This window comes from Nocardioides deserti, assembly GCF_014266025.1.
Classification (GTDB): Bacteria; Actinomycetota; Actinomycetes; order Propionibacteriales; family Nocardioidaceae; genus Nocardioides; species Nocardioides deserti.
This window is the reverse complement of the sequence record NZ_JACMYC010000014.1, coordinates 1-16,645: the sequence shown is the minus strand read 5'-3', so window position 1 is coordinate 16,645 and position 16,645 is coordinate 1. Positions and strand designations below refer to the sequence as shown.

Annotated in this window: 16 protein-coding genes; 6 read left to right on the top strand and 10 right to left on the bottom strand. The window is 73.6% G+C overall.

Annotated elements, in window-relative coordinates:
• Positions 1-56 precede the first annotated feature (56 nt).
• On the top strand, positions 57-449 hold the full coding sequence (locus H7344_RS16745) for a globin (protein WP_229706878.1): 393 nt from the start codon (positions 57-59) through the stop codon (positions 447-449).
• Between the two features lie 18 nt (positions 450-467).
• Here the strand turns inward: H7344_RS16745 and H7344_RS16740 are convergent, their stop codons facing one another.
• Positions 468-1,154: an acyltransferase gene (locus H7344_RS16740; protein ID WP_186347144.1), complete on the bottom strand. Its 687-nt coding sequence runs from the start codon at positions 1,152-1,154 to the stop codon at positions 468-470.
• Positions 1,155-1,355: 201 nt separating this feature from the next.
• On the opposite strand from H7344_RS16740, the gene H7344_RS16735 reads away from it, so the two are divergent.
• Positions 1,356-2,264: a hypothetical protein gene (locus H7344_RS16735; RefSeq protein ID WP_186347143.1), complete on the top strand. Its 909-nt coding sequence runs from the start codon at positions 1,356-1,358 to the stop codon at positions 2,262-2,264.
• Positions 2,243-2,824, top strand: coding sequence for an RNA polymerase sigma factor (locus H7344_RS16730; protein ID WP_186347142.1), 582 nt, complete (start codon positions 2,243-2,245; stop codon positions 2,822-2,824). Before H7344_RS16735 ends, H7344_RS16730 begins: the two co-directional genes overlap by 22 nt.
• 71 nt (positions 2,825-2,895) lie before the next feature.
• On the opposite strand, the gene H7344_RS21290 is transcribed toward H7344_RS16730, so the two are convergent.
• Entirely contained in the window at positions 2,896-3,756 is an 861-nt protein-coding gene (locus tag H7344_RS21290; protein ID WP_186347141.1) for an acyl-CoA thioesterase, read from the bottom strand.
• Positions 3,757-3,824: 68 nt separating this feature from the next.
• Here H7344_RS21290 and H7344_RS16720 point away from each other — a divergent pair, with 68 nt between their 5' ends.
• Entirely contained in the window at positions 3,825-5,039 is a 1,215-nt protein-coding gene (locus tag H7344_RS16720; protein WP_186347140.1) for an acetyl-CoA C-acetyltransferase, read from the top strand.
• A gap of 1 nt (position 5,040) precedes the next feature.
• Here the strand turns inward: H7344_RS16720 and H7344_RS16715 are convergent, their stop codons facing one another.
• On the bottom strand, positions 5,041-6,168 hold the full coding sequence (locus tag H7344_RS16715) for a DNA glycosylase AlkZ-like family protein (RefSeq protein ID WP_186347139.1): 1,128 nt from the start codon (positions 6,166-6,168) through the stop codon (positions 5,041-5,043).
• 75 nt (positions 6,169-6,243) lie between these two features.
• On the opposite strand from H7344_RS16715, the gene H7344_RS16710 reads away from it, so the two are divergent.
• Positions 6,244-6,735: a MarR family winged helix-turn-helix transcriptional regulator gene (locus tag H7344_RS16710; RefSeq protein WP_373286505.1), complete on the top strand. Its 492-nt coding sequence runs from the start codon at positions 6,244-6,246 to the stop codon at positions 6,733-6,735.
• A 34-nt stretch (positions 6,736-6,769) separates the two neighbouring features.
• Here the strand turns inward: H7344_RS16710 and H7344_RS16705 are convergent, their stop codons facing one another.
• From H7344_RS16705 to H7344_RS16680, 6 genes are all read right to left on the bottom strand, one after another.
• Entirely contained in the window at positions 6,770-7,576 is an 807-nt protein-coding gene (locus tag H7344_RS16705) for an alpha/beta hydrolase family protein (protein WP_186347138.1), read from the bottom strand.
• Between the two features lie 131 nt (positions 7,577-7,707).
• Positions 7,708-9,390 carry an energy-dependent translational throttle protein EttA gene (gene ettA / locus H7344_RS16700; RefSeq protein ID WP_186347137.1) on the bottom strand — a complete coding sequence of 561 codons (1,683 nt, stop codon included), beginning with the start codon at positions 9,388-9,390 and terminating at the stop codon, positions 7,708-7,710.
• An 87-nt stretch (positions 9,391-9,477) separates the two neighbouring features.
• On the bottom strand, positions 9,478-9,969 hold the full coding sequence (locus tag H7344_RS16695) for a single-stranded DNA-binding protein (RefSeq protein ID WP_186347136.1): 492 nt from the start codon (positions 9,967-9,969) through the stop codon (positions 9,478-9,480).
• Positions 9,970-10,138: 169 nt separating this feature from the next.
• A complete protein-coding gene (locus tag H7344_RS16690) occupies positions 10,139-11,788 on the bottom strand; it encodes a GTPase (RefSeq protein WP_186347135.1) in 1,650 nt (549 codons plus the stop codon).
• A 42-nt stretch (positions 11,789-11,830) separates the two neighbouring features.
• A complete protein-coding gene (locus H7344_RS16685; RefSeq protein ID WP_229706879.1) occupies positions 11,831-13,603 on the bottom strand; it encodes a GTPase domain-containing protein in 1,773 nt (590 codons plus the stop codon).
• Positions 13,600-14,721, bottom strand: a complete 1,122-nt coding sequence (locus H7344_RS16680) for a PrsW family intramembrane metalloprotease (RefSeq protein WP_229706880.1) — start codon at positions 14,719-14,721, stop codon at positions 13,600-13,602. The genes H7344_RS16685 and H7344_RS16680 overlap by 4 nt, the downstream gene beginning before the upstream one ends.
• Before the next feature lie 87 nt (positions 14,722-14,808).
• On the opposite strand from H7344_RS16680, the gene H7344_RS16675 reads away from it, so the two are divergent.
• Entirely contained in the window at positions 14,809-16,275 is a 1,467-nt protein-coding gene (locus H7344_RS16675) for an aminopeptidase P family protein (protein ID WP_229706881.1), read from the top strand.
• Positions 16,276-16,396: 121 nt separating this feature from the next.
• Here H7344_RS16675 and H7344_RS16670 read toward each other — a convergent pair.
• Positions 16,397-16,645: hypothetical protein (locus H7344_RS16670; protein WP_222130794.1), on the bottom strand; the 249-nt coding region annotated here is incomplete at its 5' end.

Sequence of the window (16,645 nt, the reverse complement as noted above, 5' to 3'; positions counted from 1 at the left end):
CCGCGAGTCTGGCACGCGGATTCAACGGGCTGGACGGGCGTCGGCAGAATGGACGCGTGACCACGTTCTACGAGGAGATCGGCGGCTTCGAGACGTTCCGACGGATCGTCGCGAGGTTCTACGAGGGCGTGGCGACCGACGAGGTGCTGCGGCCGATGTACCCCGAGGAGGACCTCGGCCCGGCCGAGGAGCGGTTCCTGCTCTTCCTCGTGCAGTACTGGGGCGGCCCGACGACGTACTCCGAGAACCGCGGCCACCCCCGCCTGCGCATGCGGCACGCGCCGTTCCAGGTGACGCCGGAGTCGAAGGATCACTGGCTCAAGCACTTCCGCGCCGGCCTCGACTCCGTCGACCTGACGCCCGAGCAGGACGCGCAGTTCTGGGAGTACGTCACCCACGCCGCGCAGTTCATGGTCAACACCTTCGACGAGCCGCCCGCCGCGACCTGACCTCCGGTCCGGCGTCGCTCAGCCGGTGACTGCCGGGTCGAGGAAGTCGAGGTCGTCGGCCAGCTCGGGGCGTACGTCGCCGCGCGACCCGACCCAGCCGACCCCCGCCTCGTAGCGCCGCACCACTCGCGCCGGGTTGCCTGCCACCACCGCGTGGTCCTCGACGACCCCGCGCACGATCGACCCGGCCGCCACCACCACGTTGCGGCCCAGCCGGGTCCCGGGCAGCAGCACCGCGTGGTGCCCGATCCACGAGCCGGCGCCGACGACCACCGGGTCGGACGGCCCGAACTGCGCGCCGACAGGCCGGTCCGGCACCTGGTAGCCGTGGCTGGCGTCCGTGATGAACACGCCCTGCCCGCAGAACACGTCGTCGCCCATCTCGACCGACTCGTGGGCCGTGATGCTCGTCCGCGCGCCGAGGATGCACCGGTCGCCGATGACCAGCCCCCGCGGCGGCAGCACCTGCTCCCCCACGCCCCAGCCCACCGACAGCGTCACCTGGCGCCCGACCAGCGTCCCCGCGCCGAGGTGGATCGAGGACGGGTTGAGGATCGTCGCGGGCGGGAAGTCGATGCACGACCCCGCCCCAAACGAGCCGAACTCCTCCGCCGCGCGCGTCCCCGGCACGATCTCCCCCGCCCGGTCCACCCACCGCCACCCGGCGTGGACGACCCGGTTCATCAGGCGCGCGACTGGATGCACGGCCGGACCCTAGCGTCCTCCGCTCCGCCACCCGCGGACGTCACATGACGACCCGGTCGTCGACATGCGGTGGTTGTAACGCCGGACAGGGCTCGCGACAAGAAGCGGTGGAGCACCGCGCCTGTCGCGCCATGCAGGGCGCAGGGGCTCCGCACGGTGGCGCGTTCGGGCGCTACCGTTCGACCTGGACGGAGGCGGCGCATGGCACGACCCAGGACGGACCGGCTGCGGGTGGACCCGCCGGCGGTCGAGCCCGACGACGCCTTCATGACCCGTCTCGCGAACCTCGCCGCCGCGTCGGCACCCGCGGCCGCACCCGCCGGTCGGTCCCCGTGGATCCGCACGAGCGTCGTGGCGGGCACCGTCCTCGCGCTCGCGGGCAGCGGCGCCGCCATCGCCGCGGTGGTCGAGCAGCAACGGTCGGCCCCCGAGGCCCCTCCCCCGACCCAGGCGCCGACCCACGTCCCGAGCGAGGCACCGAGCGACGTGCCGGGCGTCCCCGACGGGTCCGGCGCGTCCGAGCCCGATGACACGCGCTCCGGCGGCGACGGTGGGCCGAGCACCCGGCCCTCCCGCTCACCCTCTGCCGCCGCGTCGTCGTCGGACGGGGGCGGCGCACCCGAGGCACCCGGCCAGTCCGGCGACGCGCCGGGCCAGTCCGGCACGCTGCCCTCCCCCGTCCCCACCTCGGTCACCCCGCCCGGGCTCGGCAACGGCTCCGGAAACGGCCCCGGAAACGGACCGGGGAACGGGAACGGGAACGGGAACGGGAACGGGAACGGCCCCGGCAGCAACCCCGGCCTCGGCCAGGGACAGGGCGGCGGCCAGTCCAACGGGCAGGGCCCCGGCACGGGCAACCCGGCGAACAACGGCCAGGGCAACAGCGGTGGCCAGGGCAGCGGGCATCCCGGCAACCCCGCCCCCGACGACGGCAGCCCAGGGAACGGGAGCGGGAACGCCCAGGGCGGCCCCGGCAGCGGCAACGCGGGCAACGCGGGCGGTGCGACCCCGGACGACCCGGGCAACCAGGGTGGCGGCAACGGGCAGGGCAACGGCGGCAAGGGCGGCTCGACCAACGGGGACCGTGGTTGGACGCCGACGACGAGCTGATCGAGCGCGCGAAGCGCGGTGACCAGGACGCCTGGCGCGAGCTGTACGTCGAGCACGGCGGCCGGCTCGTGGTCTGGCTCCAGGTGCGACCCTCCGGCGACTCGGCGATGGCGGCCGAGGACGTCGCGAGCGAGGCGTGGCTGACGGCGGCGACGAAGATCCACGAGTTCACCGGGACGGGTGAGCAGTTCGCGGGCTGGCTGTTCGGCATCGCCCGCAACCTCGGACTGAACGCGCGCCGCAAGACCGACCGGCGGCGCACGGACCCGGTCGGTGAGGACGACGTCCACGAGGCCCACGAGCCCGTCGACGCGCCCGAGGCCTACCTGGTCGGGAAGGACTGGGTGCGACAGGTCCTGGCGCAGCTGCCCCCGCGCGAGCGCGACGTGATCGGCTGCCTGGAGGTCGTGGGTCTCGACGTCGAGGCGACGTCCCGCGCGTTGGGCATCAGCGCGGTCGCCGTGCGCGTCGCGCGCCACCGCGGCCTGCGGCGGTTGCGCGGCCTCGGTCTGCTCGACGCCGGCCCCGAGGTCACGACCAGCACCCAGCCGACCACCTGACCCGGCCGGCCTCGGCCGGGGCAGCCCGGGGCAGCCCGGCTCAGCCCGGCTCAGCCCGGCCCGCGGAGGACTCAGTCCTGCAGCGCCGCGACCAGCGCGTCGCGGAACGCCGGCTCCGGCGGCGTCGGCCGCTGCGCGTCCGGGTCGACGACGACCACCGTGGTGTGCGCGCGGGCCAGCACCGTGTCGCCGTCGCACAGCTCGGACCGGACGTCGAACGACGTGTTGCCGACCCGGGAGATCCAGGACCACGCGTCGTACGGCTCGGGACGGTGCAGCACCGGCACGCGGTAGTCCACCTCCTTGCGCGCGATCACGAGCAGCGGCTGCGGCGCGGTCCGCGACGCCTCCTGCCAGATCCCGTGGAAGTAGTGGATGCGTGCTTCCTGGAAGTACTCGAAGTACGTCACGTTGTTGACGTGGCGGTAGACGTCGACGTCGGAGAACCGGACCTGCACCGGGTAGTGGCCGGCGGTGACGGGCCGCTCGGTGACGGGCACCCGCGCCGCCGGCTCGGTCGGCTCGAGGTACGCCGCGAGCGTCTCGCGCTCCGCGGCGGTGAGCCGGCGCGGCCGCTCCTCGGCGAACACGTAGGGCGTCAGCACCGTCGAGGCCTGGAGGTAGATCTTCCGGGAGCCGTCGGGCCGCTCGTGGAAGACCTCGTAGGCCAGCGTGAACGTCGCGGCGCGCAGCTCGGTGACCCAGCACTCGATGCGCACCGGACGGAAGTCGAAGAACAGCGGCGCCCGGTAGCCCACGTCGTTGCGCACCACGACCACGCCCTCGGCGAGGTCCTCGGTCTGCGACCGCCCGTGGGTGCGCAGCATGTCGACCCGCGCCTCCTGGAGGTAGTCGACGTAGACCACGTTGTTGACGTGGCCCAGCAGGTCCTGGTCGCCCCAGCGGACGGGGCACTCGTAGACGTGACGCACGTCCCGATCCTGTCAGCCGCTCCTGATCTAGGCTGAGTCGGCACATCACCCGAGATCGGAGTACCTGCATGCCCGAAGCCGTCATCGTCTCCGCGACGCGTTCCCCCATCGGCCGCGCGAACAAGGGGTCGCTGAAGGACCTCCGTCCCGACGACCTCACCGCGACCATCGTCCAGGCGGCGCTCGACAAGATCCCCGAGCTCGACCCCACGACCATCGACGACCACTACCTCGGCTGCGGCCTCCCCGGCGGCGAGTCGGGCAACAACATGGCGCGCATCGTCAACGTGCTCATGGGCTACGACCAGGTCCCGGGCGCCACGATCACCCGCTACTGCTCCTCGTCGGTGCAGACCAGCCGGATGGCGTTCCACGCGATCAAGGCCGGTGAGGGCGACGTGTTCATCTCGGCCGGTGTCGAGACGGTCTCCCGCTTCGCGAAGGGCACCTCGGACCACTGGCCCGACACCCACAACCCCAAGTTCGCGGAGGCGCAGGAGCGCACCAAGAAGACCGCCGAGGGCGGCGTGGGCTGGCACGACCCGCGCGAGGACGGCCTGCTCCCCGACATCTACATCGCGATGGGCCAGACCGCCGAGAACGTCGCCAAGCAGCGCGGCCTCTCCCGCCAGGAGCTCGACGAGTTCGGCGTCCGCTCGCAGAACCTCGCCGAGAAGGCCATCAACGACGGATTCTGGGCGCGCGAGATCACCCCGGTCACCACCCCCGACGGCACCGTGGTCTCGACCGACGACGGCCCGCGCGCGGGCGTCACGTACGACGCGGTGAAGGACCTCAAGCCGGTCTTCCGGCCCGACGGCGTCGTGACCGCCGCGAACTGCTGCGCCCTCAACGACGGCGCCGCGGCGGTCATCATCATGTCCGACACCAAGGCCGCCGAGCTGGGCGTGACTCCGCTGGCCCGCATCGTCTCCACCGGCGTCTCGGGCCTCTCCCCCGAGATCATGGGCATGGGGCCGGTCGAGGCGACCAAGAACGCGCTGAAGAACGCCGGCATGACCATCGGTGACATCGACCTGGTCGAGATCAACGAGGCGTTCGCGGCGCAGGTCGTGCCGTCCTACCAGGACCTCGGCATCGACATCGACCGGCTCAACGTCAACGGCGGCGCGATCGCGGTCGGCCACCCGTTCGGCATGACCGGCGCGCGCCTGCAGAACACCATGCTCAACTCGCTCGACTGGCACGACAAGACCACCGGCCTCATCACCATGTGCGTCGGCGGCGGTCAGGGCATGGCGATGATCCTCGAGCGGATCTGACTCAGTCCTCGACGAACCCCGCGAACGCCTGGCCACGGAACGTGGCCAGGCGTTCTGCTTCCTGCTCCAGCGCACGACGTACGTCGGCGCCGAGCTCGCTGCCGTCCCACACCGTCACCTGGAGCCGCAACCGCCGCCCGGCGGTGCGCGGCCGCCAGGTGCCGACGACCTCGTGCCCGACGAGCAGCCCGCCGGGGCGGCCCAGCACGCGCCAGAGGTCCTTGCGGGCGTCCGCGTCGGGCACGACCAGCTCGCGGTCACGTCCCTGCAGGAACAGGTCGAACGGTCCCAGCAACCGGACGGCGCCCGGGTCGGGACCGGCGTCGGGGTCCTCCGCGGCGAGCAGCGCGTCGAGGTCGGCGGCCAGCAGGCTGCGGGTCACGCCGTCGACCTGCACGTCCACGGCGTCCTCCGGCCAGCGCGCGCGGACGTCGCGCACCGGCGCGTCGACGTATGCCGCGACCTCCTGGGGTGTGGCAGGACCGAGCAGGCGCAGCAGGGCCCGCACGACGTCGAGGTGCTCCGGGACGTGCCCGGCCCGGCCGCGCCAGCCGGGCACCGGACGCAGGACCGGCGGGGAGGTCCCCGGCTCCAGCTCGAGCCCGACCCGCAGCGCCGCGAGCCGGAAGGTCTGCTCGTGGGAGTGGACGGCCTGGCACGGCCGGCACTCGCGCAGGTACGGCGCCGACAGCCGCTCGGTCAGCGCACCCGAGACCTGCCCCTTCACCGTCGGCCCGGTCACCACCTCGCGCATGACGCGACCGACCTCGTCGAGCGCGTCGAGGACCGGGACGCCGGCCGCCCGCAGCGGCTTGCTGGCGTCGAAGATCCGCTTGGCGGCGTCCTGCTCCGACCACGGCGCGGTCGCGGCCGCGACCTCGGCGACCTCCACGCGACGGTAGAGGTGCGGCGCGCCGCGCAACGTCCAGGCCAGCACGCGCTCGTCGTAGGTCGTCGTCGCCCCGCGCAGCGCGAGCGCCCACCGCGCGCCGTCGGGTCCGGTGTCCTGCACGCCCAGGTCCAGCACGGTGGCGTCCCGGTGCGGTCCGTCCGGGCCGGCGGTCCGGTCGAGCTGCTGGGCGCGCACGCGGCGGCGGAGCACGGCGTCGCGGGTGACGGCTGGGGCCATGTCGTCATCGTGCACCAGCCCGCCGACGGTGCGGGCGTGCGCGGCGCGGGGGCCTTCCGGCCCTAGAGTGATCCCGTGGCACAGCAAGGCGAACCCCGGTGGCTCGACGCCGGACAGCAGTGGTCCTGGCGCTCCCTCGTGATGGGCACGACGCTGCTCTTCGACCGCCTCGACGACGACCTCCGCCGCGACTTCGACATCTCGCTGACCGAGTACGAGATCCTCGTGCGGCTCTCCGAGCGGGACGGCCAGATGCGCATGGCCCAGCTGGCCGACGCCCTCGCGCACAGCCGCAGCCGGGTCACCCACACGGTAGCGCGGATGGAGAAGGCCGGTCTCGTCCGGCGCTCCAGCTCGCCGGAGGACGGCCGCGGCATCGTCGCCACGCTCACCGACAAGGGCATGGACCTGCTGCGCCGCGCGGCGCCGGTGCACGTCCGCGGGGTGCGCGAGCACCTCGTCGACCTCGCCAGCGAGGAGGACTTCGCCGCCCTCGGCCGGGTCATGGGCGCGGTCAGCGACCACCTGGTGACCGCTCACCCCGAGATGGAGATCCGGCACCCCTGACCGCGGCGTCGGGCAGGCGGTCCCGCGCGACGGATCAGGCGTTCCCGCCGGCGCAGGAGTCGGCGTACGCCACCAGGTCCCGTGCGTTCCAGTGCGAGGGATCGGCGTGCCCGCCCTTGACGTCGAGCAGGCTGATGTCGGCACCGCGGCCGCGCAGCTGGTCCACGAGCGGCCGGGTGTTCTCCGCGTAGTCGACCCACTCGTCCTGCTTCGACGACACGACGCGGTAGCGGGTGTCGGTCGGCAGCCGGTCGACGTTCGCGATGGGGTTGCGGTCGGCAGGCACCGGCCCGCCGCCGTACGCCCGGCGGATGTAGCCGGGACCGCCGGGGACCTTCTCCATCCGCGTCAGGTCGAGGGCGGGCTTGACGCCGTACCAGCAGGCCGGGGCGCGTACGCCGTGCGTCAGCGCGTTGAGTGCGATCGAGGCCCCCATCGAGCCCGAGACCCACAGCCGGACCTTCGCGCCGGTCTGTTTCTCGGCCCAGTCGACGAGCAGCCGGGTGTCCTTGGTCGACGCCGCGTTGCCCCACGACTGGGAGTGGAACTCCGAGGAGGCCACGGCCCAGCCGTTGCGCCGCAGGGCGTCCAGCCAGGGGCCGTCGACGCGGTCGTTGACGTTGCCGCCCTGGCCATGGAACCAGACGACGACGCCCCTGGGTTCCGGTCCGGGCAGCGACAGGCGCACGGACTGGCCGGCCAGCGTGCTGCGGACCGTCGTCGGTCCCTGCTCGCCCCCGCCGTTCGCGCCGGTGCTGAGCATCGGTGCCACCACGAGTGCGGCGGCGACTCCCAGCACCACCACGACCGCGCTGACGACGGCTGATCGCCGAATCCTCATGGGTCCTCCCCCAAGGGCCCCGGTCCGGGGCCCGTCGAGGTGGCCAACGACCGCGGGACGCCGTGGTTATGACGTCCCGCGTGTGGCCTGCCTCAACCGGCCCGACGGCGGCCCGTCCGGGAGTCAGGACATCAGTCGCGGGTCAGGCGGCGGTGCGTGACGCGGTGCGGGCGAGCCGCCTCGACGCCGAGCCGCTCGACCTTGTTCTCCTCGTAGGCCGCGAAGTTGCCCTCGAACCAGAACCACTTGGCCTCGTCCTCGCCGTCGCCCTCCCAGGCCAGGATGTGGGTCGCGACGCGGTCGAGGAACCACCGGTCGTGGGAGGTGACCACGGCGCAGCCCGGGAAGTCGAGCAGCGCGTCCTCGAGCGAGGACAGGGTCTCGACGTCGAGGTCGTTGGTCGGCTCGTCGAGCAGCAGCAGGTTGCCGCCCATCTTCAGCGTGAGCGCGAGGTTGAGCCGGTTGCGCTCGCCGCCGGACAGCACGCCGGCCTTCTTCTGCTGGTCGGGGCCCTTGAAGCCGAACGACGCGACGTAGGCGCGGGAGTTCATCTCGAAGTTGGCGACCTTGATGAAGTCCAGGCCGTCGGAGACGACCTCCCAGACGTTCTTCTGCGGGTCCAGGCCGCCGCGGCTCTGGTCGACGTAGGAGATCTTCACCGTCTGGCCGACCGTGAGCTCACCGCTGTCCGGCTCCTCGTTGCCGGTGATCATCCGGAACAGCGTCGTCTTGCCGACGCCGTTCGGGCCGATGACGCCCACGATGCCGGCACGCGGCAGCGAGAACGACAGGTCGTGCATGAGCGTGCGACCCTCGAAGCCCTTGGTCAGCCCCTTGGCCTCGAGCACGATGTCACCGAGGCGCGGACCGGCCGGGATGTTGATCTCGGAGGTGTCGATCTTGCGCATCCGGTCGGCCTCGGCCGCCATCTCCTCGTAGCGCGCCAGCCGGGACTTGCTCTTGGCCTGCCGGGCCTTCGGGTTGGAGCGGACCCACTCCAGCTCCTTCTCCAGCATCTTGGCGCGCTTGGCGTCCTTCTGGCCCTCGATCTTGAGCCGGTCCTTCTTGGTCTCGAGGTACGTCGAGTAGTTGCCCTCGTAGCCGTGGATCGCGCCGCGGTCCACCTCGGCGATCCACTCGGCGACGTTGTCCAGGAAGTACCGGTCGTGGGTGACGGCCAGCACGGCGCCGGGGTAGGTCTTCAGGTGGCCCTCGAGCCACTGCACCGACTCCGCGTCCAGGTGGTTGGTGGGCTCGTCGAGCAGGAGCAGGTCGGGCTGCTGGAGCAGCAGCTTGCACAGCGCGACGCGGCGCCGCTCGCCACCGGAGAGGTGGTCGACGAGCGCGTCGGCCGGCGGGCAGCGCAGCGCGTCCATCGCCTGGTCCAGGCGCGAGTCGAGGTCCCACGCGTTGGCGTGGTCCAGGTCGGTCTGGAGGTCGCCCATCTCGGCGAGCAGGGTGTCAAAGTCGGCGTCGGGGTCGGACATCTGCTCGCTGATCGCGTTGTAGCGGTCGAGCTTGCCCTTGATCTCGCCGACGGCCTCCTCGACGTTCTCGAGCACCGTCTTGCCCTCGGTCAGGGGCGGCTCCTGCTGGAGCATCCCGACCGTCGCCTCGGGGTCGAGGATCGCGTCGCCGTTGTTGGGCTGGTCGAGCCCGGCCATGATCTTGAGCAGCGACGACTTGCCGGCGCCGTTCGGCCCGACCACGCCGATCTTCGCCCCGTGCAGGAACGAGAGGGTCACGTTGTCGAGGACGACCTTGTCGCCGTGGGCCTTGCGCACGTTGCGCAGGGTGAAGACATATTCCGCCATGGTCCCCGAGCGTAGTTGGGAACGGCCCGGAACACCCGTCCGGGGTGAGCGGGGCGGCCCCGCGCCGGGCCGCCCCGTCGCCGGCGCTCAGGCTGCCGGCGCGGCCGCCGCTGCCGGCTCCGCGACCTGGCCGGTGGCCTGACCGGCGACCTGACCGGCGACCTGACCACCGGCGTGACCGGCGCCCTGGCCCGCCACGCCCGGCTCGGCCACCGGACGCGGCGTCTTGGTGAAGACGCTCCTGCCCCGACCCAGGTCGTGGCCGACGAAGGTCGCCTCCACCTCGAAGGAGGTCACCTCCGCGCCCGCGGAGCTGATCCAGGTGCTCACGTTGAGCCGCCCGTGGACCACCACCGGGTCACCGCGACGGACGGAGGCGGCGACGTTCTCGCCGAGCGACCGCCACGCGTTGACGGTGTACCACTGCGTCTCGCCGTCGACCCACTCCCCCGACCTGCGGGAGAAGCGCCGGGGCGTCGCGCCCACCCGGAAGCTCGCCACCTGGGCGTCCCCGGCCTGTCGCACGGTCACGTCGCCCCCGACCCAGCCCTGCAGCGTCACGGTCGTCTCGTTGCTCACGATGTCTCTCCTCCGCCTCGCGCCCGGACGGTCCGCTGGTCGGCCGTCCTCGGACGTGAGCACGAGGCTCCGCGCGAGCGCCGACGACCTCGGGACGGTCCGACGAGGGCTGGGGACGACGCGGGTCCGAGCGCGTGGTGTGGAGAGAAGGTGGGCCGTGGGCCCGGGGTCAGGCGAGGGCGGCGACCAGGCCGTTGCGCACGACGGTGTAGGCCTGCAGCTCGGCCTCGACCGGCGCCACGACCAGCTCGCCGGTCACCTCGTGGACGGCGGCGCGCAGCCGCTTGTCCGCCACGGCGGCACGCCGGCGCGCAGTGGCCGCCACGAGGAACCGGCACACCAGCGCCAGCAGGAGACCCAGCAGGATCCCGCCGACCAGCAGGACCAGCGGCAGCGCGATGCCCGCGACCTTCGGGGTGGAGTCGTCGCCGAGCGTGCCGGAGACGACGAGGAGCACGGTCCACCCCAGGCCGACCGCCGCGGTGAGCACGAGCAGCCACTGGAGCACCCGGACGACGCCGGCCCAGGCCGGGAGCTTCTCGACACCCAGGTCGGTGCGCGAGAGCGCGACGTCGAGGCGGTCGTGGAGGTCGTCGAGCCGCGACGTCGAGGCACGGCGCACCGCCTCCTCCCACGGCCGGGCCAGGCCCTCGGAGACGTCGTCGGCCAGCCGGCGCACCTCGGTGTCGACGCGGGCGCGCTGCACCGGCGTCGCGGTCGGGACCGACGAGCGCGCCTGGCCGGTCAGCTCCTTGCCGGCCGAGCCGAGGTCGAGGTGCAGCCGCTTGAGCGGGTCGGGCTTGAGGCCGCTGAGCCATGAGACGACCGGCCAGCCGGTGGCCCGTCCCGCACGCAGCCGCGTGGAGCGCTCGACGGCGTCGACGACGGTCGGCACCCCAGCGGCGTCGGCCAGCGCGCCCTCGAGGTCGGCGACCCGGTCGGCGGCGAGCGCGCGCGTGCGGCCGGTGCCACTGACCCCCTGCACGGCCTCGGCCGCGGCGCGGAGGTCAGCCTCGAGGCGGGTGCGGGTCATCTTCTTGGCCTTCACCCGCGCCGCGATCTCCGCGCGCAGGTCGTCCAGGCCGATCCCGTGGCGGGCGCTGACCGGGATGACCGGCACGCCGGGCAGGCCGTCGGCGTCGAGCAGGCGGCGCACGTCGGCGACCATCGCGTCGCGGCGCTCCTCCGGCACGGTGTCGATGTGGTTGAGCACGACGACCATCACGTCGGCGTGGCTCTGCAGCGGCGCGAGGTAGCGGTCGTGGATAGCGGCGTCGGCGTACTTCTGCGGGTCCAGGACCCACACCAGCATGTCGGCGAGCTGCACCAGGCGGTCGACCTCGAGGTGGTGGGAGACCTCGGTCGAGTCGTGGTCGGGCAGGTCCAGCAGGACGACGCCCTCCATGGCGACGTCCTCACGGCGGGTGTCCAGCAGCGAGTCGCGGGTCGTCTGGTGCCGCGGCGGGATGCCGAGCCAGTCGAGCAGCTCGGCCGCGCCGTCGGCGCCCCACACGCAGGCGGTGGCCCACGACGTGGTCGGCCGGCGGACGCCGACCGCCGAGAGCTCGAGCCCGGTGAGCGCGTTGAACGTCGAGGACTTGCCCGACCCGGTGGCCCCGGCGATGCCGACGACGGTGTGGTCGGCCGACAGGCGCAGGCGGCCGGCCGCGCGCTCGGCGACGGCGTGGGCCTCGTCGAGCACCTGGTCGTCGAGGCGTCCCCGCCCCGCCTGCACGGCGGCCTCGAGGCCCTCGATCCGGGCACCGATGTCGGTACCCCGGGTGACCAGCTTCTTGGCACCCTCGAGCAAGGACGTCATGGTCTCCCTACAGCTGCTCGGACGGTCGTTTCGGGGACCACCCTAGGCGTCCCGTCCGGCGATGCCCCGGCCCAGGTCGTTCCGGCTGGCCGCGAAGCGCAGGTCGTCGACGCGTCGCGAGGCGTGCCGCAGCTGCTCGGGGGCGTCGGCCGAGAGGTCGAGCCCGTCCAGGACCGCGACGTACCGGGCGCGCTCGGCGTCGAGCAGCGCACTGATCCGGACGTCGAGCGAGCGGCGTGCTCGCTCGGCGAGCGAGCGGACGGCCTGGTCGCCGAAGACCGCCTCGAGAAGCTTCTGGCCGAGCACGGCGCTGCCCCCGGCGATGCCGACCTCCGCGCCGACGAGCGCGCCGCCGGTGCTGGCGAAGACGACGACCATGAGGGCGACGGACAGGCCGTTGACGCCGTACGCCAGGAACCTCGCGGTGGTGCGCTTGTCGGCGCCCTCGCTGCGGACCATCTCCAGGACGTCCTGCTGCCACTCGCGCACCGCGCGCTCGACCTGACGACGCAGGTCGCGCGAGGCGCGGCCGAGGTCCTGGCCGGCGCCGGCGAGGAGCGCCTGCCCGGCGGCGTACTGCTGCCAGGCGGCCTCGGCGCGCTCCGCGGCGGCCTCGGCGTGCTCGAGCACGAGCGTCTCGAGGCCGGACTCGACCGCGACGGTGACCCGCTCCGCCTGCTGAGGCTTGCCCTTGACGGCGCTGACCACGCGCTCGCGCAGCCAGCCGACCCGGTTCTCCAGGGACTTGAGCAGCTCGCCGGTGCCGACGAACTCCTGCCAGCGCGCCAGCACCTCGCCGCGCAGCAGCGTGCCGTCCGCGCAGGCCTCGCGGACCCCGGCCGAGGCGGCGTCGTAGGCGCGGTCGGCGTCCTCGCGCAGCCGGCGCGCGGCCTCGACCTGCTCGTCGGCGGCCGACGCGACCCGGAAGGAGCGCCCCGTCAGCGTGCGGATCGCGCCCTCGAGCGTCTGCTTGACGACGGCGGCGCGCGCGTCGGCGTCGGCCGCGAGCGACTCCAGCCAGCCGCGGATGTCGGCGACGTGGTGCGCCGGGAGAAGCCCGTCCTCGTCCACCCGTCCCTCGGTCACGGTGAACAGCGGCGAGTCCTTCAGGCCGCGGCTGGCCAGCATCCGCGCCAGGTGCGCGGCGACCGTCTCGATCGCCTCGTCCGGCGTGCGGTCCAGGACGACCGCCACCGCCGTCGAGCGCTCGGCGGCCTGCTTGAGGAAGCCCCACGGGACCTGGTCGGCGTACCGGGCGGCGGAGGTGACGAAGAGCCACAGGTCGGCGGCGGCGAGCAGCTGCGCCGCCAGCAGCCGGTTGCGCTCCTCGACCGAGTCCACGTCCGGGGCGTCGAGGATCGCCAGCCCGCGCGGCACGGCCTCCGAGGCGACCAGCTGGAGCGCGTCGGGGTCGTTCGTGGAGTGCTGGACCCGCTCGAGGTCCGGCAGCAGGCGGTCCTGCCCGAACCACTCCGCGTCCTCGGGGTGGTGGACGAGCACGGGCGAGCGCGTCGTCGGTCGCAGCACGCCGGGCGTGGTGACCCGCGTCCCGACGAGCGAGTTGACCAGCGTGGACTTGCCGGCGCCGGTCGAGCCGCCGACGACCGTCAGGAGCGGCGCGTCGATCGTCATCAGCCGCGGGATCACGTAGTCCTCGAGCTGGTCGACCATCTCCTGGCGCGCCAGGCGCTGCTCCTCGGCACCGGGCAGGTCCAGCGGGAGCGCAGCCGCCTGGAGCGCGCTGCGCAGCTGGACCAGGGCGGTCAGCATCCGGCTGTCACCGCCGGTCGGTGCGGTCGGCTCGGGGGAGGTCATCGGGTGGGTACCACCTGTCCGGGGAAGGCGATGGACGGGCGCACGGCGCCGATCCTCGCGACGTAGTCCTGGCCCCGCGCGGCGAAGTCCGGCGGCGGGGTACCACGCAGATAGCGGTGGTGGAGGAAGCCGAGCTCGACGGCGGCCTGCTGGTAGTCACGCATGGCGCGCTCGGCGGCGGGGCCGCCCATCGCGCGGGCGTGCGCACGGGCCTGGCGACGGGCCCGGAGGTCCGTCACCCAGCCGATGTCGGTGGCCGGCACGAGGCCCCGCGCCGCCGCGTCGGAGAGAGCGACGGTGAGCATCCGCCGCTCGCTGCGCCGCGCCCACACCGCCAGGCACGCGACGCCGACCAGCGCCGGCGCCATCAGCACGACGTAGACGACCGCGAAGCTGCCGAAGCCGTAGACGGTCGACCCGTTCCACAGCCCGTGCGCGAGGACCGCGAGGACGTAACCCGCGAGCGGCGCGAGGACGCGGATCGCGCCGGAGCGCGACGCCACGGCGATGCCGACACCGATGCCGATGAAGGTGGTGAAGAACGGGTGCGCGAACGGGCTGAACAGGCACCGGACGACGAACGTCGCCGTGAGCGCCTCGGTGCCGCCGGGACCCAGTCCGTCGGTGCCGTTGTAGGCGGCCGCGAGGTAGAGGATGTTCTCGGTGAACGCGAAGCCGACGCCGACCATGCCGGCGTAGACGATGCCGTCGAGCAGCCCGTCGAGCTCCGCACGGCGCCACCACAGGAGCAGCAGCAGGAACAGGCCCTTGCTGGCCTCCTCGGTGACCGGCGCGACCACCGCGAGGCTCGCCTCCTCGCTGAGCCCGATCGCCAGCCCGCCGACGCCCTGGACGACGATCGCGGCCGCGGTGGCGACGAAGGCCCCCCACAGCAGCCCGCTGGCGAGCAGGCGCTTCGGCTCCGGCTCGTAGCGGTCCAGCCACAGGTAGCACGCGACGACCGGCCCCACCGGCAGCGCCGCTAGCACGGTCGCGACCAGCAGCGTGCTGGGAGCGCCCGAGAGCGCGATGACCAGCAACATCAGGGCGGCGCAGAGCACCACCAGCACGGTCACCACGACCGTGAAGGCGAGGCTGTCCCTGCGCGGTGCCGACACAGGGCGCAGCCTATCGGTGGGCAGGCCCCTGCCCCGCGTCGCGACGGGCACCTGTCCGGCGACCGGCGCCCGACCTACAGTGGGCGGGTGAGCGAGCAGACCACCCCGGAAGTCCCCGCGCAGCAGAAGAACGACCCGGCCGGCGCCCCGCGCACCGAGTCGCACGACCCCGCCGTGCCGGCGGCGTACTCCTCCTTCATGCGCACCGGCTGGGGCGATCGCGAGCTCGACCTCCCGCCGCACGCCGTCGCCCCCTGGGCGGCGCGCCGCCGCGAGCGGCTGGCCGCCGCGTTCCCCGGCGAGCGCCTGGTGCTGCCGGCCGGCACCTACAAGGTGCGGTCGAACGACACCGACTACCGCTTCCGGCCCGACACCGCGCACACCTACTTCTCCGGCAACCAGACCAGCGACGCCGTGCTGGTCATCGAGGCCGACGGCAGCGCGGTGCTCTACGCGCGGCCCCGGTCCTCCCGGGAGACCGACGAGTTCTTCCGGGACCGGCAGTACGGCGAGCTGTGGGCCGGGCGCCGCCCGTCGCTGCACGAGATCTCCTCGTCCCTCGGCATCGAGGTGCGTCACGTCGACCGCCTCCAGGACGACCTGACGTCGCTCGCGCCGCCCAAGACCCGCGTCCACCGCGGGATCTCCGCCGCCGTCGACCGTCTGCTGCCCGGGGACGCCGGGCTCGACGACGACCTCGCCCGCGTCGCCTCCGAGATGCGCCTGGTCAAGGACGAGTGGGAGGTCGGCGAGCTGCAGGCGGCCTGTGACGCCACGACCCTCGGCTTCGAGGACTCGGTGCGCGAGTGGGACAACGTGCTGCGCTACGGCGAGCGCTGGATCGAGGGCACCTTCTTCCGCCGCGCGCGGGCGATGGGCAACGACATCGGCTACGACTCGATCGTCGCCGGCGGCAAGCACGCCACGACGCTGCACTGGATCGAGAACTCCGGCGCGATCACGCCCGGCGAGCTGGTCCTGCTCGACATGGGCGTCGAGGGGCACAACCTCTACACCGCCGACGTCACCCGCACGCTCCCGGTCGACGGCACCTGGACCCCGCGCCAGCGCGAGCTGTACGACGTCGTGCTGGCCGCCCAGCGGGCCGGCATCGACGCCGTCCGCCCCGGCGCGCCGTTCACCGCCGCGCACGAGGCCGCGATGTCGGTGCTCGCGCACGCGCTCGACGACATGGGGCTGCTCCCGGTGCCGGCCGAGCAGGCGCTCGACCCCGACAACAAGGTCTACGCGCGCTGGACGCTGCACGGCACCAGCCACATGCTCGGCATGGACGTCCACGACTGCGGCCGCGCGGCGCCGGAGGCCTACGCGAAGGGCACCCTCGCCGAGGGCATGGTGCTCACCGTCGAGCCCGGCCTCTACTTCCAGGAGGACGACCTGCTGGTCCCCGAGGAGCTGCGCGGCGTCGGCATCCGGATCGAGGACGACGTCCTGGTCACCGCCGACGGCGCCCGCAACCTCTCGGACGGTCTCCCCCGCTCGGCGGACGACATCGAGGCCTGGATGGCCGCCCGGGTCCCGCTCCGCGGCTGATCGGCACCTTGCCGGCCGCACCGCACGCGTCGTACGACGGGAACGGCCCGGCCCCGCGCGGATCACCGCACGGGGCCGGGCCGGCTGCTCGCCGGGCCGCTGCCCGACCCGACGAGCGCGGTCAGTCGAGCACCTCGGGCGCGACCTGGTCCTCGCCGAGCCAGTCCCAGCCGTCCTCGTAGTGCTCGTGGTCGACTGCGTCCTCGCGCTCGCGTCCGCGGCCCTTCGCGCCTGCGGCACCCGCCGCGCCGGCTGCTCCGCCCGCTCCGCGGACCGCACCGGCGCCACGGCCGCTCGCCCCACGGGCTCCGCCACCAGCAGCACCGCCACCAGCGGCACCGGCGCCACGGCCGGCCGCCCCGCGGGCTCC